A 14,946-nucleotide genomic window follows, 5' to 3' on the forward strand; every position below is an offset into this window, starting at 1 on the left:
TTAGACCACCAAGAGTAACCCAAGCCATGCAAAACAGCAAAATATCAAATAGCTAAAAACTATTTCACCTAATTCACAATAAGCTGCATAGTGACGTTTTTATTTTTTAAGTTAAGCATTATGACTTTAGAAACTTTACTTGAGCAATTAAACACATCACCTGAAAGCGTTACATTTCAACAAGTAATGGCAGTTATTGAAAGCCAATACAACTATACGCCTGAAACATTTACTAATGGAGAGATCACCAATAATGCGGGTGAAAATGCAGGCAGCTGCAAAATCTTCAGCTTTGCAAAGCTAAATAATCTAACTGAAGAGCAAACCCTTCACTGCTTTGGTGATTACTATCGAGTAGATGTATTACAACACCCTACTGGTGACGATCACCAAAATATTCGCAACTTTATAAAAACGGGTTGGGCGGGTGTGAACTTCGCTAAAAGTGCGCTTGAAGCTAAATAAAGGCACAAAAAAACCAGCAAATGCTGGTTTTTTATTAACTAATCTTATTTGATCAGAATGGTTATCTAAGACAAATCATACAAATACAGGGGCAGTACAGTGCAAAAAATACAGCTTTAACAAAGACATCACCCAAGTGACCCTAATTAATTTTTAAACATTAAAAAATAACAATGTAGATTAATCGAGGTATTTTTGCGAATTACGCTTAAATTTAAACATTTTTCAACATTTCTGCCAAGGCGGTTTTACGAGTATCAACTGCCCCCTGTTTGTTAACACAATAACGAAAATCCGTTTCCTTACCAATAATATGTACTTTATCTTCTGCTCTTGTTACAGCCGTATATAGCCAACTTCGATCGAGTAATATTCCTAGCTCAAGCAATACAATCACATTCGGAGCTTGTGACCCCTGCAATTTATGCAAGGTTAAGCAGTAAGCAAGATCGATATATTCAAATAATTGCCAATCCACTTCTAACAAGCGTTTATTACCTTTTTCATCAAGGTCTTCAAGTTCAACGACACAAGCATATTCATCTGTAGGTTCAGCACACTTTAAGACCCCCAGCGTACCATTCTGAACATCGTGTTTATAACTGGTTAGGGTAATGACAATCGGGTCACCTTCCCTGAAGTCATAGCTTCCTTTGAGAATTGGCATATCCGTAAGATCAAGAATCTTGCCATTTGGGTTCGCAACACCTTGCAGCATGATGTTTGCTTTTCTTACCGTATCATTTGTAGGAGCGACTATCATGGCGTTGTCATACTCAGAGTAGGCGGTTACGGCATCTTGCAAAATGTCGCCTGTTGATTCTTGGAACGTAATATCTGCGGTAGTTAATGACTCTGGAATTATGCCTTGCCGTATAGCATTGGAGTATCTAGGCACACTACTGTCTATTCCCTGTCGTTTTACAACATCAAGTTCCACATGTTTTATTACACCACTTTTAATGACATCATTTAAAATAAATCCCGCATTAATTGGAGGAAGTTGATAAGGGTCACCAACTAACAAAATCCGAGTCTTATCAGAAAACAAAGTAACCAAACGCCACATGGTATATGCATCCAACATGGAAGCTTCATCTACTAGCAGTACTGCCTTATTTTCATCAAGGTCTGATTCGCGCAAAAGTTTTGCAATAGTCTTCGTTTCAAAACCGATTGATTGTTGTAGCCTACGAGCTGCCTTTCCTGATAACGCTACAGGGTATATCGTATAGCCTAGCTTTTTATAAGCATCGACAATAAGCTTTGTGGTAAATGTCTTACCTGTTCCAGCACCACCAGTGAGTGCAAATACATTGCTGAGTAAAGCAGTCCTTACTGCACGTTCTTGAGCTTTTTCTAACGTCCATCCATCAGGTATTGAAGACGCATAAGCCTCTTCTAAACTACTTTGCCACGTCTGCTGTATCTTAGAGAGTTTACCGAGCCGTTTAGAAATGGTTTTCTCAAATATATAATTGCCAGAAACGAAATATTGGTTGTTTTGTTTAACAAAGCCTACGATATCGCCATCTAGTTCACATGCCTTTGCAACTAGCAGCTTGTCATTATTCAACAACCTAGAGACACATGATTTAATATCTTGCCAATCTGCGACGGTATTACCCTGATCACTCCATAATCTCAATGCTTGTTCAACGATGGCTACCAGTCTGATTTCATCATCCCGTTTAATTGCGAAATGCTTTTGGGCAATAGCGTCTACCTTGTGAAATCGCATTCCCAGTGAAAACAATCGGTATGGATTCTGTGTAATAAAATTGATTGCATCCTGATCGGCGAATCTAAAAAGTTGGCGCTGTATAGGTGCTTCTATTTCCCACTTAACGAACTGCGCTGAGTGCTTTAAATTTGAATACTCTTTATAGCCCTCCCATAGCCCATGCACGGCTTTGTCGCTCAGCAGAACTTCCCTGACTACTTGAAAGTTGGTTTTTGATTGGTCTTTTTCGTATGGCGCATATTTATCGCACTCTAGAATGTCGAATATATCGCTTCGAAACTCTAACCAAAGTAGTTGAGCGCTAACCTTACCGATACCTTCAAATGCTTTTTCAGAGCTTAAAAAGGCTACGAAGCCAGCACCGTTATCTGGCATCACACATTTCAGTGTAGGCTCCATAAATCGCCAAACATCGACATAACCGTCCGTGCTTACTTGCTGCTGTCTAATACTGAAGTTTTGTTCTTTGAGGATTTTCCATTGTTGACCGACTTTTGGATTAATATTCAGCTTATTTTGCGTGGTCAGAATCTCGATACGGTGCGCGCCTGCTTTTTGATTAACAAAAACAGCCCCCAATCGTACATTATCTGGGCGGTATTGATATATTCTGGTTATCCTCACCAGATAAGCGCTACTCTTCATTTCCACAAACCCATTTCAATCAATACATCTTTAAACTCTGATAGCTTGGCAACTTCAGCAGCTAGTTTTGCATTTTCATTTTGTAGCCTGCGGTTTATCCTTTTAAGGTCACGGACTTTGGCGCTGTCTTTTATGTCTTCTTCAGCATCTTTGTTTACTGCTATTACCTCTTTGTCGAGAGGCAGATTGGTCTTTCGTTGTTGGTAGACACCTGATGTAGCAAGTTCTTGCTTAAGGTCTTGCAACAAATCAAAGAGCCCTTTATTTCTTTTTTCCTTAAATGCAGAAGAATCAAAGCCAAGTTCATCTGCAATTTTTTTGGGGCTTAACGTATTGCCATGCCAATAATCCAACCAATTAGGCGACTCCTTCGATTTCATTTCTGCTACCCAAGCGAGGAATAAATTTCTGTTACGTTGACCTCTTTCTTTACTCATATATTAACCTCCCTCTACGATGCGCCTTATCGTTGTCCTGCTAACGCCATACTCCTTTGAGAGTTGGTTCTGAGATTTCTTCTTTGATTGCACTAGCTTGCGGATCTTTTCCCTATCAGAATCAGGAATAGTCTTTGGTCTGCCCATATGCTTGCCCTGAGCAATAGCCCGTTCACGCCCTTCAGTCGTATTTTTAATGATCAAGCCTTTGTTTAATTCAGCAAAAACGGCAATAACATGAAGAACTGCTTTACCGAATGGCGAATCATCTGCACTATTTATTACCCCGTCGAGGGTTGTGAGAGCAGCACCTTTTGAATGAATATCATCGATTGAAGTCATAATCCCTTTTAGGCTTCGCCCTAAACGATCAAGCTTTGTAACGCAAACAACATCACCTTCACGGATGTAATCGAGCAGTTCTTCAAGTTTTTTTACGTTATCCAAAGAGTTACCGCCTTGCTTACCCGAAAATATCTTCTTACAACCATGATGCTCTAATGCATCAATTTGTGCTTCAAGGTCTTGCTCTTGCGTGCTAACCCTCGCATATCCTATTAGTGCCATCTATAGCTCCCTAGTATGAACCTAAGTTATAAGTTTAGTACAACTAAATCAGGTTATAAACTTAAATAGTAAATATGAATTTAGTTCATGAACTTACACCATCAATTAACTTTAGTTCACCATAAGATCAACACATATGTGTAACTATGCAAGCAAGCTCTTCCAGTGATTAAACAATTTGGATTCTTAGCTGCATAATGAGCAAATAGAGAATGCTTGGGTTTATATATTCCGTGTTCAGAATATAATACTAGAATAAAGGCTTATTTCTGATTGACGAAGGCTTGCTTACAGCAATCTTTGCGTATGTTATTTAGTTACCCTGGAATCTGCTCAAGATTATTAGAATAAGCCTTCATTCTGATCGCGGAATTAGGATGAAGCCTTGGTGATGTACTCTAATATTGAATTAAGGCTTTTTTATGATCTGTAAGGCCAAAAATTCATTCGAATAAAATGAGACCACAACCGCTTTTAATAAACTTCAATTCACTTATTTTAATTAACCGTTGAACAAGTCTTTTTTGATTTGTTCAAGTTCCTGCCCATGGTTTAACTAAACCTAAGTCACTGTACACACCTTCCAGTAACTCTAAGTCCAGAGGCCATTTTCGATGCAGGATTGAGCGGAATCGCTTTGATAAGAAGTACATTAGCAAAACAAATGGATGCCTGTACTCAACGGCCCCATCTTGCCGGTTTCTTATTCTGTCGCAAACATAGCCATATTCAGGGCTTTCAAGAAAAGCTTGAAATTCTTCAGTTGAGGTTTTCTGGAGTAGCCAATCAAGACTGCTGAGAACGTGGTCGGCACTTTTGCTGTCATCTATTAGCTGAATGTCGCTGAGTCGCTGTTGCGCTTCTCGATTAATGATGCTTTTCCATAAATTAATATCCGCCGTTGCGCTTTCCAGGGCCTCTTTGGCGCTGCATAGCAGGTCATCGGTGGTTTCCATCAAAGCCATGCTTTTAGCAAAGGTTCTATGCACCTCTGGCGTGGTGACTATGTTGCCTTTATAAATAGTATCATGCGCGAGTTCGGCGTAGGCGTGTTGTAGTAGTGTCCGCAATTGAACCTCGCACGGGGTTCCTGCTTTTATCTCAACCCCTTTGTGGGTTATGTTTTCAGCAGCATAGACAATATAATGAACCGACTGATAATCAAAGATTCTAGGGTCATCACCCTTCCACTCGTCAAACTCCCTATCCTTTGAGTAGGTCCAGTTTGTTGAGCTTTGGACGATGTCTGAAAGTAGCGTCAATTGCGAGGTAAGCAAAACGACAAAGCGGATACCTGCCTTGTCGGTTATTTCTTTGTATGGGTCCTTGTATTTGTTGCGCTTTCTAATAAAAGCCTTGGTTACTAATGAATCAACCTGCTTAACCCTTTGCGAAGGGGGGATCTTAACCCACTCCAAATATGCAGCTTGTGACCCCGCATGGTATAATATGGCACTATTGATTTCATTTAGCACAAAGTCTGCCCACGCCTCATACATAGGACGCTCAGCTTCGTATAGTTTGATGAAATCTTCGCGGTTCATTTATTCTTGCTCTGTCAGTCTGCCTTTTATTTGCAGGGTGGTATATTCATCAGTAACTTCAATAACCTGAACCATCTCATCAAATGCATCGGCTGGTGCTGTAAGTTTCACACTGGAAGAAAAGTTCATTTTCCGGTGCTGTAGTTTTCGCCTTATTAGCGCATTATCTTTAACAATGGCTGTTATTGGAAAATTCTTGTTTTCCATATAAGAAGCATAGTCATCCCGAAGCTCTTCATCCATGAACTGCTCTGCAAAGGCGCTACTCTGAATGATATTGCTTTGGTCTGTTTTCAGGTAAGTATGTAGAGCCTGTTGCAAGTCTACCTTGGTTTCAGTTGTTATATCGGCTGTATTAATAAAGCCTTTGGTGTATTCAAAAAAGTCACGAGTTCTCTGCTCTGCGTTTTCTGGTATTCTCAACCCTAAAAAGCCTGAGTAGAAATATCTTGCTGCCTTGCGGTCATCTTTTGCTTTGATGTTACTGTCAAAAACATAAGCTTCAAAGTCGTCAGAATTCCTAATATCCTCCCCGACACTTGCGCCATCAATTTCAACAAACACACCAACTTTGTACAGTTTTGATTGTGGCGTAAGTATCAGACTGTCAAGAAACTCCATGATAACCTGGTTACCATCTTCTTTTTCAAAGAATCCTGCTTGCTGCTCTGCTTTGATAATGAATAAGCACCGCTTATTAGCTGCTCCGGCAGTTCCGTCAATTATAACCAGAGTCCCACCCGGCCAATTTTTACTAGTATGAGCGGTGGTGTGTAACTCAGCAATTTCAACTGAATTGTCGATGAAGCCCGAGTCGTCATCGGTTAGTAATCTCGTGGCGCAATGAAAGCAACTGGTTGACCCATCTTGCGCAATATCCATTTGCAGACTGTGTGAACCGTTACCAAGGACGCTGCTAATACGTTGCTGTAACTTGTCTAATCCATTTGCATCAAGAATGGTTAATGCCTTGCTTGGAAAAGGGTCTACTCGCCCCTCGTCATTGGGTTTGTATACATTGTGGAGAATGATTCTACGGAAATTAAGGTTGTCGAAAGTAAAAGACATTTACGACGCCACTCCTTGCGTTACTAATTATTCAACTAAATAAAGTCAAGCTATTGATTATAAATGGTATATTTTTATACTTGTAGAAGTCTATTGTCTACAATTTTTATAATAGTTAGTTACGCTACTCCTACCTGTTTCAAATGTCAAAAAGGCAGATGTAAATTGATCTAATAAGTAATTTCCAATGTTCACTTTTCATTAACAAAAGGAGTCATACTGATCACCGATATTAAAATAAAGCTTGATTCTGATCTCGGATACTACTATCAAGCCTTGATTCTGATCTCGGATACTATTATCAAGCCTTGATTCTAATCACGGATATTACAATCAAGCCTTGATTCTGATCTCGGATACTATTATCAAGCCTTGATTCTAATCACGGATATTACAATCAAGCCTTGATTCTGATCTCGGATACTATTATCAAGCCTTGATTCTGATCTCGGATATTACAATCAAGCCTTAATTCTGATCTCCAATCATCCTATTTGCGTGATTTATCAAATTTGGTCTGAGTGCGTAACCAGAACTCACTTGGCATACCAGTCACTGCCTCAAGCCGTTTAGCCAAAGTAAGTGTTACGCTTATTTTCTCTATAAGAAAGTCATCGAATTGCTCGACCGACAGGCCTAACATCTTGCTGAGGTCATTATTACTAAGTCCTTGGGCTCGAAGTTTCTGTAAGTACAGAGCCTCGAAATATCGAGCAGGATGCAGCATCTCCTTGTCATCTGGAATATCGACAATATAGCCGTCGTCAATTTCAGCAATTGATTCAAGCTTTTTTCTGCTGCGAATTCGAGAAGTCGTTACGTCTACACCGGAGTTAGCTAGGCCATTGTTCTTGAAAGGATTTGTATGTTGCTTTTGGCTTGTTTGCCAACTGTCACGCGAAGCCCGAATGACTTTTGCACTGGGGATAGCGTTCTTTACCTTGGCCATAACTGATTCAACCAAATCCGCGTAGCTAGTGGCCGCTCGACTCAATTCGATTGCAACTTTTCCGTCGCCTGAATGGCTGACAATTGCGTCATCAAACCCAACATCAAAAAGACTGTCGTCAATTTCATCCATCGTTAATGAATCTTCATTTATTTCAAATTTAATGGTGGCTTCATAAATTCCTGGCCGCTCTTTATCATTAAAAATCAACGGCAAAAGCTTCGCCGTATTTTTAGCATCATCCAAAGCTCGGTGATGATTTCCCTCGTATGAAAGATTTGCAATTTCCAGCGCTCGTTTCAGTCCCACTTTTTTCTTTAAATTGCGAGCTTCTTTAAATGCAATTTTTAAATTTAAGGTTGTTGACGGGGAAAATTCTGGCATCCCATGCGATGCACAATCGATATTAAGTTGCACTAAGTCGTAAGCCCCCCAAGTAGCAAAAATATATTCAGCATCGCTAGGTAACCAGTCGATGAAATTCGCGAACAGCTTTGGAAATGGCTCTGCAACATCTAGCTCAGACTGTGTGATCCCTGTTAACTCTGTGCAGAATTTGCTTAACTTCGGATGGATAACTGGGCGAATCAAACAACTAAACTCATCAATTATCTGTAATGAACAAGTATCAAGAAGTACAGCACCGATTTCTATTGTCTCCCGCTCCTCAGGTGGGATCGAACCGTCCATAGCGCATGTATGTTCAATGTCTACGACTACTATATGCCTATAATCATTGATTAGTGAGTTGAGGTTGCCTGAATTATATTCTGGTTCCATCAATGTTCTGAGCTCTGTTGTATCAATTATTAAATAGCCTACACCATCAACCACAAAATAATCAAAATGATTACATCAAAATGATTGCTCCCTAACTCTGATTAAGCTAATGTACTTTGATTAAAACTTGGTTTTATTAAAGTATGCAGCTCGAAAATCTGAACCATGCACAACGCGAACGCTTAGCTTTTATTGACTATAGCCTTGAATTCTTTGGTCAAATAGCAAGGGCTGACTTGATACAAAAATTTGGCACTGGCTTAGCTTCGTGTACTCGCGATCTTTCTCTATATAGAGAATTAGCACCAGACAATGCTGTGCTCATGCATGAAAATAAAAGATATGTGCGCTCAGACGCTTTCAGAGCCATTTTCGAGCACGATCCCGAGTCTGTGCTTAGAACATTGGCAAAAGGCTTTGGAGATGGTTTCTCGTTGCCACAAGAGGAATCTCCAAGATGTTTTGATGCGATTAGATTAGTTCACCCAAACGCTGAAATCATTTCGGCCATTATGCGAGCGATTTACTCGAATTCAGCGATTCGGTGCGAATATGAGTCTCTTAGCAGCGGTGCAACCAAACGGGAGTTAGTACCACATGCCATTGTTAATAACGGTCATCGTTGGCATGTGCGAGCTTATGACCGCAAGAGCAAAGAGTTTCGGGATTTTGTTTGCACGCGATTTAAGCGTATCGAACTGCAAGAAACTGAGCCTAAAAGTAATGAACTGGCCGACATGGATACAGCTTGGAATACGCTTTGTGAATTACAGCTAGTACCTCATCCAAGGCTTGGCCATAGCAAGGCCATTGAAATGGATTACGGCATGACAAAGGGCATACTTGAACTTGAGGTTCGAGCCGCTTTAGCAAATTACTTACTCCGCCAATGGAATGTTGATTGTACAGACAATGCAACGTTAACTGGCGATGAGTACCAATTGTATTTGAAGAATAAAAACAGCCTGGTCGACCTAATCGACTTCTCAATAGCACCAGGCCAACAACTTAACTAGGAACAGTAACCAAGATGGTTGAACAACACAAAAAAGCACTCGAAAAACAGTTATGGAATATTGCCAACGCCTTACGTGGCAACATGAGTGCTGATGAATTTCGTGATTACATTTTAGGGTTTATCTTCTACAAGTATTTGTCTGAGCGTATGGATATATATGCAGACGAGCTATTAAAAGAGGATGGTATTAAGTTTGATGCTATTGATGAAAACACCGATGAAGGCAAGGAATATCTAGAAGCTATTCAAGAAGAAGCCATTGACCACTTAGGTTACTTCTTAAAGCCAAGTGAGCTTTTCCATGTGCTTGCTCAAAAAGGTGAAAACGGTGAGTTTATCCTAGAAGCGTTGTCTGAAGTGCTTAACCATATTGAACAAAGCACTATGGGAACGGCATCAGAAGATGACTTCAATGGTCTTTTCGATGACTTAGATTTAACGTCAAATAAGCTGGGCAAAACAGAAAAAGCCAAAAACGAGCTGATTTCAAAAATCCTTGTTCACTTAGATGATATCGATTTTCTACACCACGAAACAGAAATCGATGTACTAGGTGATGCATACGAGTATCTAATTGGTCAGTTCGCTTCTGGTGCGGGTAAAAAAGCCGGTGAATTCTATACCCCGCCAATGGTATCCAAGCTTCTAGCCAAGCTTGTTACCATGGGTAAAGACAAACTGCGAAGCGTTTACGACCCAACCTGTGGCTCAGGCTCATTATTACTGCGGGTAGCGAAAGAAGTAAAAGAAGTTGGTAACTATTACGGTCAAGAGTCTAACCCTAGTACCTACAACCTTGCTCGCATGAATATGATCTTGCATGGTGTGCATTACCGTCAATTTGATATTCAACAAGATGACACGTTGGAGCAGCCGCATCATATTGAAAAACGATTTGAAGCAGTGGTAGCTAATCCTCCATTTTCTGCTGATTGGAGTGCATCTTCAGGTTTTCTGACAGATGAACGCTTTCAGGATTACGGTAAATTGGCTCCAAAAGGAAAAGCAGACTTTGCTTTTGTGCAACATATGGTTCATCAACTAGATGACGACGGCACAATGGCGGTTGTATTGCCTCATGGCGTGCTATTCCGAGGTGCTGCTGAAGGTCATATTCGTAAGCATTTAATCAAAGATAAGAATTACTTAGATGCGGTAATAGGTTTACCAGCCAATATTTTTTATGGCACCGAAATACCAACATGTATTTTAGTGCTAAGTAAAAACAGAAAGAATAAAGATAATATTTTATTTGTTGATGCAAGTGCTTATTTCCAAAAAGCAACTAATCAAAACCTAATCTCAGAAGAAGATGTTGAAAGAATTACTAGTTGTCTCGTTAAGAGGAAAAATATAGATAAATTTTCATATGTTGCATCTATTGAAGAAATTGAAGATGAAAATGACTTTAATTTAAACATCCCTAGGTATGTTGATACATTCCAAGAAGAGGAGCCTATATGTTTAGATGGAACATCAACAGCTTTAATTAATATTGAAGAAGCGATGAAAGAAGTAGATTCGGAAATAGCTGCGTTTTGTAAAGAGCTAAATGTCGAAGCTCCTTTTGGAGGTAATGGTGCAAGCTAACAATCTTCCTAAATTGAGATTTCCTGAGTTTTTTGGCAACTATGAGTCGAAAAAAATTGAAGATATTACCACTAGAATAACGAAACCAGTGGAATTAAAAGATGACATTGAGTACACGGAAATAGGAATTCGATCTTGGGGGAAAGGAATTTTTCATAAAGAAAAGACAAGTAAAGAACAAATCGGAAATAAACGTGTTTTTTGGCTAGAACCTGATTTATTTATTGTAAATATTGTTTTTGCATGGGAACAAGCTTTAGCTAAAACTACCGAGCAGGAATTAGGTAAAATTGCTTCCCATAGGTTTCCTATGTATAAGCCAAAAAAAGAACAGGTTACGCTGGATTATTTAGTTTGGCTATTTTTAACGAACAAGGGGAAGTACCTTTTAGAAATGGCTTCCCCTGGTGGCGCAGGCCGCAACAAAACTCTTGGGCAAAAAGAATTTAATAGGCTTCGAGTTAATTTGCCTAGTTTGTCAGAACAATCAAGAGTTGCACACTCAATCAATCTTATCGACAAAAGAATTAGCCTACTTAAGGAAAAGTATGCCTTACTGACTCAATATAAAAAAGGCGTGATGCAAAAGCTGTTCAAGCAAGAAATCCGGTTCAAAGATGATAATGGTAGTGACTTTCCTGATTGGCAAGAGCAGAGATTTGAGCAAGTTTTTGAGCGGGTTACTCGTAAAAACAAAGAAGACAATCAGAATGTATTAACCATCTCCGCTCAACAAGGGTTAATTAACCAAGAAAAGTATTTTAATAAGTCTGTATCTGCCAATGATGTTACTGGTTACTACTTGTTAGAAAAAGGTGACTTTGCTTATAACAAAAGCTATTCAAAGGGCTACCCAATGGGCGCAATTAAACGCCTAAATAATTATGATAAAGGCGTCGTATCGACACTTTATATCTGCTTTAAGTCTCACGGAGAACAGCAGGATGAGTTCTGGGAGCAATACTTTGAAGCTGGTAACTTAAATAGAGAAATAAACAAAATTGCTCAAGAAGGTGCGAGAAATCACGGTTTGTTGAACGTCAGTGTTACAGAGTTTTTTCATGATGTAAAAGTTATCGCTCCATGTGCTGAAGAACAGCAGAAAATAGCGGATTTTCTGCAAGCTCTTGATAAAAAGCTCGATGCCGTAAACCAGCAAATTGAACTGACTCAAACTTTTAAAAAAGGCTTGTTGCAGCAGATGTTTGTATAAGGATTAGAAGTACAAGGAATTAATGTGGCCTATCAATCAGAACAAGAATTAGAAAATAACTTAGTAGCACAGCTCGTTAAAGGCGGCTTTGAAAAAGCCGTCATTACCGATGTTAAATCGCTCAGAGCTAATCTTAAAAAGCAGCTTTCAAAGCTTAATGGCTTTGATATTAGCGATAACGAACTTAAGCAAATTCGTAATGCCCTATCGAAAGGTAATGTGTTTGATAAAGCGAAAACGCTACGTGATAGGCTACAAATCAACAAGGATGATGGCACCGTTGGTTATGTTCGGTTTCTTGATGATGACTTTAGTAAGAATCACTTCCAAGTAACTCAGCAAGTAACGGTAGAAGGCCATTATAAAAACCGTTATGACGTTACCATACTGGTTAATGGCTTGCCGCTGGTTCAAATTGAACTTAAGCGCAGAGGACTAGAGCTTAAAGAGGCGTTTAACCAAATTAACCGTTACCAGCGTCACTCTTATTGGGCTGAAGATGGCTTATTTCAGTATGTTCAAGTATTTGTTATTTCTAATGGCGTAAACACTAAATATTACGCCAATAATCGCAAACAAAGCTTTAAACAAACCTTCTATTGGGCCGATGTTAAAAATGAGCGTTTTACAGAATTAACTGAGTTTGCCAACGAGTTTTTAACGCCTCAACACCTAACAGATATGATCACTAAGTATGTGGTGTTGAATGAAACTGACCGCATTTTGATGGTGATGCGTCCGTATCAAATCTATGCCACAGAAGCGATTATTGAACGAGTTGCAGAGCGTGAACAGTTAAAAGCTCAGAATCAAGCAACTGATGAGCTCAACGGTTATATCTGGCATACCACAGGCTCAGGTAAGACACTAACCTCGTTTAAAACAGCACAACTTCTTACCGGCGATAGCAACATCCATAAAGTGGTATTTGTGGTTGATCGTAAAGACCTCGACTATCAAACCAGTAAAGAATTTAATGGCTTTGCTAAAGGTTGTGTTGATAGCACTGATAACACTAAGTTGTTAGTGGATCAGTTTACTGACGCGCCAATTCCAGCGGACAAAGTTAATGAAAAACGTAATACCAAACTGATTGTTACTACCATACAAAAGCTCAATAACGCCATTAGCCATAAACGCTATTCTAAACGAATGGAACCGGTGCAAGACAAGAATATGGTGTTTATCTTTGATGAATGCCATCGCAGTCAGTTTGGTGATACCCATAAGAAGATCACTCAGTTCTTCTCTAATCATCAAATGTTTGGTTTTACCGGTACACCTATTCTGGAAAAGAATGCGGTGTCAAAATCATCTCGTAAATACACCACGACAGACTTATTCCATAAGCCACTTCACAAGTACACCATTGTTGATGCGATTAAGGATGAGAACGTGCTCAAATTCAATATTGAGTACGTTGGCCGCTATAAGAAGAAAGACAGCGCTAATGAGGTGGATATTGAGGTTGAAGGCATTGATACCAAAGAGCTGATGGAATCTGATGTTAGGTTGGAAAAGATCACTGATTACATCATTGCTCAGCATAAACGCAAAACGCATAGCCAAGAATTTACTGGCATGTTTTGTGTGTCGAGCGTACCTGCCTTAATTAAGTATTATGAGCTGTTTGCCAAGAAAAAGGCTGAAGGTAAACACAACCTGAGAATTGCGACGATATTCTCCTATGCTGCCAATGAAGAAGACCCAGACGCTGATGGCTTAGATGAGGCCGTGTTGGATAAAGTTGCCGAACCTCAGGCCGCATATAGCCATAGCCGAGATAAGCTAGAACAGTTCATTGGCGATTACAACGAGATGTTCAGCTGTAGCTATACCACGAAAGACAGCGAATCGTTTTATAACTACTACAACGATATCTCAAAAAAGGTTCGGGAAAGAAAAATCGACATTCTGCTAGTCGTGAACATGTTCCTTACCGGCTTTGATAGTAAAACGCTTAACACGTTATACGTTGATAAAAACCTCAAATATCACGGGTTGATTCAGGCGTATTCACGCACTAACCGTATTCTGAATGAGCAAAAGTCTCAGGGTAATATTGTTTGTTTCCGTAACCTGAAAAAGCGCACAGACGAAGCCTTAGCACTGTTCTCAAATAAAGACGCCAGAGATACGGTGATAATGCCGCCGTATGAAGAATTCCTTAAGCTGTTTAATCAGGCTTTAGAGCAGCTTAAAAAGATTGCGCCAGAGGTAGATAGTGTTGATTCGTTGCAAGATGAGCATATGGAGCTGGAATACGTTAAAGCCTTTAGGGAATTAATGCGATTGCGTAACGTGCTTTCAACCTTTGCCGACTTTGAGTTTGATGACGTAGACATCAGTGAACAAGGGTTCGAAGACTATAAGAGCAAGTACCTTGATCTTTATGACAAAGTTAAGACTAATACTGCACCTGAAAAAGAATCTATTCTCGAAGAAGTCGACTTTGAACTAGAGCTACTGGCGATGGATGAGGTAAACGTTGCCTACATCTTAAATCTGCTTAGCAAACTCAAAGAGACTGACACTGAAGAAGAATATCAGTATCAATATAAAGCGCTTATGCAGGTTATTGGTGGTGATCCTAACCTTCGCAGCAAACAAGAGTTAATTGATAAATTCATCCGAGAAAACTTACCAGAAGTGAAGTCAGCCGAAGAAGTAGATGACGCGTTTGCAGTTTACTGGGAAGTAGAAAAAGAAAAAGCCACTCAACAAATGGCTGAGGAAGAAAACCTTATTCCAGAAAACGTAAAAGAACTAGTCGAACGCATGATATTCAACAATCAAGAACCACTGCGTGAAGACATAGTAGCAACGATGGAAAAGCCACCTAGCGTATTGCAACGCAAGAAAGTAATACCAAGGCTTGCCGAGAAGTTTAAGGGTTTTGTAAACACGTTTTATGGTGGGATGTAGG

General features: G+C 39.7%; 11 protein-coding genes. 5 read left to right on the plus strand and 6 right to left on the minus strand.

Going from position 1 to position 14,946, the window contains the following annotated elements; all coding sequences use genetic code 11:
* The first annotated feature begins 120 nt into the window (after positions 1-120).
* The gene (locus tag AAEU29_RS13870; RefSeq protein ID WP_421973894.1) at positions 121-465 is read left to right on the plus strand and encodes a HopJ type III effector protein; all 345 of its coding nucleotides are present in this window, start codon (positions 121-123) and stop codon (positions 463-465) included.
* Positions 466-679: 214 nt separating this feature from the next.
* Here AAEU29_RS13870 and AAEU29_RS13875 read toward each other — a convergent pair whose 3' ends face one another.
* The 6 genes from AAEU29_RS13875 to AAEU29_RS13900 all read right to left on the minus strand — a co-directional run bounded on the left by AAEU29_RS13875 (position 680) and on the right by AAEU29_RS13900 (position 8,253).
* A complete protein-coding gene (locus AAEU29_RS13875; protein WP_421973895.1) occupies positions 680-2,854 on the minus strand; it encodes an AAA family ATPase in 2,175 nt (724 codons plus the stop codon).
* Positions 2,851-3,291 (minus strand): VPA1267 family protein, encoded by a 441-nt coding sequence (locus AAEU29_RS13880; RefSeq protein ID WP_421973896.1) that lies wholly within the window; start codon positions 3,289-3,291, stop codon positions 2,851-2,853. Before AAEU29_RS13880 ends, AAEU29_RS13875 begins: the two co-directional genes overlap by 4 nt.
* Positions 3,292-3,294: 3 nt before the next feature.
* Positions 3,295-3,858 (minus strand): recombinase family protein, encoded by a 564-nt coding sequence (locus tag AAEU29_RS13885; protein WP_421973897.1) that lies wholly within the window; start codon positions 3,856-3,858, stop codon positions 3,295-3,297.
* 533 nt (positions 3,859-4,391) lie between these two features.
* A complete protein-coding gene (locus tag AAEU29_RS13890; RefSeq protein WP_421973898.1) occupies positions 4,392-5,402 on the minus strand; it encodes a GTP pyrophosphokinase in 1,011 nt (336 codons plus the stop codon).
* The gene (locus tag AAEU29_RS13895) at positions 5,403-6,470 is read right to left on the minus strand and encodes a nucleoid-associated protein (protein WP_421973899.1); all 1,068 of its coding nucleotides are present in this window, start codon (positions 6,468-6,470) and stop codon (positions 5,403-5,405) included.
* Positions 6,471-6,960: 490 nt separating this feature from the next.
* Entirely contained in the window at positions 6,961-8,253 is a 1,293-nt protein-coding gene (locus AAEU29_RS13900; protein WP_421973900.1) for an exonuclease domain-containing protein, read from the minus strand.
* An 89-nt stretch (positions 8,254-8,342) separates the two neighbouring features.
* Between AAEU29_RS13900 and AAEU29_RS13905 the strand changes: the two genes are divergently transcribed.
* From AAEU29_RS13905 to AAEU29_RS13920, 4 genes are read left to right on the plus strand one after another with little or no spacing between them, the layout of a single operon-like run.
* A complete protein-coding gene (locus AAEU29_RS13905) occupies positions 8,343-9,215 on the plus strand; it encodes a WYL domain-containing protein (RefSeq protein ID WP_498049601.1) in 873 nt (290 codons plus the stop codon).
* A 14-nt stretch (positions 9,216-9,229) separates the two neighbouring features.
* On the plus strand, positions 9,230-10,807 hold the full coding sequence (locus tag AAEU29_RS13910) for a type I restriction-modification system subunit M (RefSeq protein ID WP_421973902.1): 1,578 nt from the start codon (positions 9,230-9,232) through the stop codon (positions 10,805-10,807).
* Positions 10,770-12,020, plus strand: a complete 1,251-nt coding sequence (locus AAEU29_RS13915) for a restriction endonuclease subunit S (RefSeq protein WP_421973903.1) — start codon at positions 10,770-10,772, stop codon at positions 12,018-12,020. Before AAEU29_RS13910 ends, AAEU29_RS13915 begins: the two co-directional genes overlap by 38 nt.
* 24 nt (positions 12,021-12,044) lie before the next feature.
* Positions 12,045-14,945: a type I restriction endonuclease subunit R gene (locus tag AAEU29_RS13920; RefSeq protein ID WP_421973904.1), complete on the plus strand. Its 2,901-nt coding sequence runs from the start codon at positions 12,045-12,047 to the stop codon at positions 14,943-14,945.
* Position 14,946 lies beyond the last annotated feature (1 nt).

This window comes from Pseudoalteromonas aquimarina (assembly GCF_049257255.1).
Taxonomy (GTDB): Bacteria; Pseudomonadota; Gammaproteobacteria; order Enterobacterales; family Alteromonadaceae; genus Pseudoalteromonas.

Coding starts and splice junctions, on each gene's coding strand:
- AAEU29_RS13870 (WP_421973894.1), top strand. CDS start 121: ATGACTTTAGAAACTTTACTTGAGCAATTAAACACATCACCTGAAAGC.
- AAEU29_RS13875 (WP_421973895.1), bottom strand. CDS start 2,854: ATGAAGAGTAGCGCTTATCTGGTGAGGATAACCAGAATATATCAATAC.
- AAEU29_RS13880 (WP_421973896.1), bottom strand. CDS start 3,291: ATGAGTAAAGAAAGAGGTCAACGTAACAGAAATTTATTCCTCGCTTGG.
- AAEU29_RS13885 (WP_421973897.1), bottom strand. CDS start 3,858: ATGGCACTAATAGGATATGCGAGGGTTAGCACGCAAGAGCAAGACCTT.
- AAEU29_RS13890 (WP_421973898.1), bottom strand. CDS start 5,402: ATGAACCGCGAAGATTTCATCAAACTATACGAAGCTGAGCGTCCTATG.
- AAEU29_RS13895 (WP_421973899.1), bottom strand. CDS start 6,470: ATGTCTTTTACTTTCGACAACCTTAATTTCCGTAGAATCATTCTCCAC.
- AAEU29_RS13905 (WP_498049601.1), top strand. CDS start 8,343: ATGCAGCTCGAAAATCTGAACCATGCACAACGCGAACGCTTAGCTTTT.
- AAEU29_RS13910 (WP_421973902.1), top strand. CDS start 9,230: ATGGTTGAACAACACAAAAAAGCACTCGAAAAACAGTTATGGAATATT.
- AAEU29_RS13915 (WP_421973903.1), top strand. CDS start 10,770: ATGTCGAAGCTCCTTTTGGAGGTAATGGTGCAAGCTAACAATCTTCCT.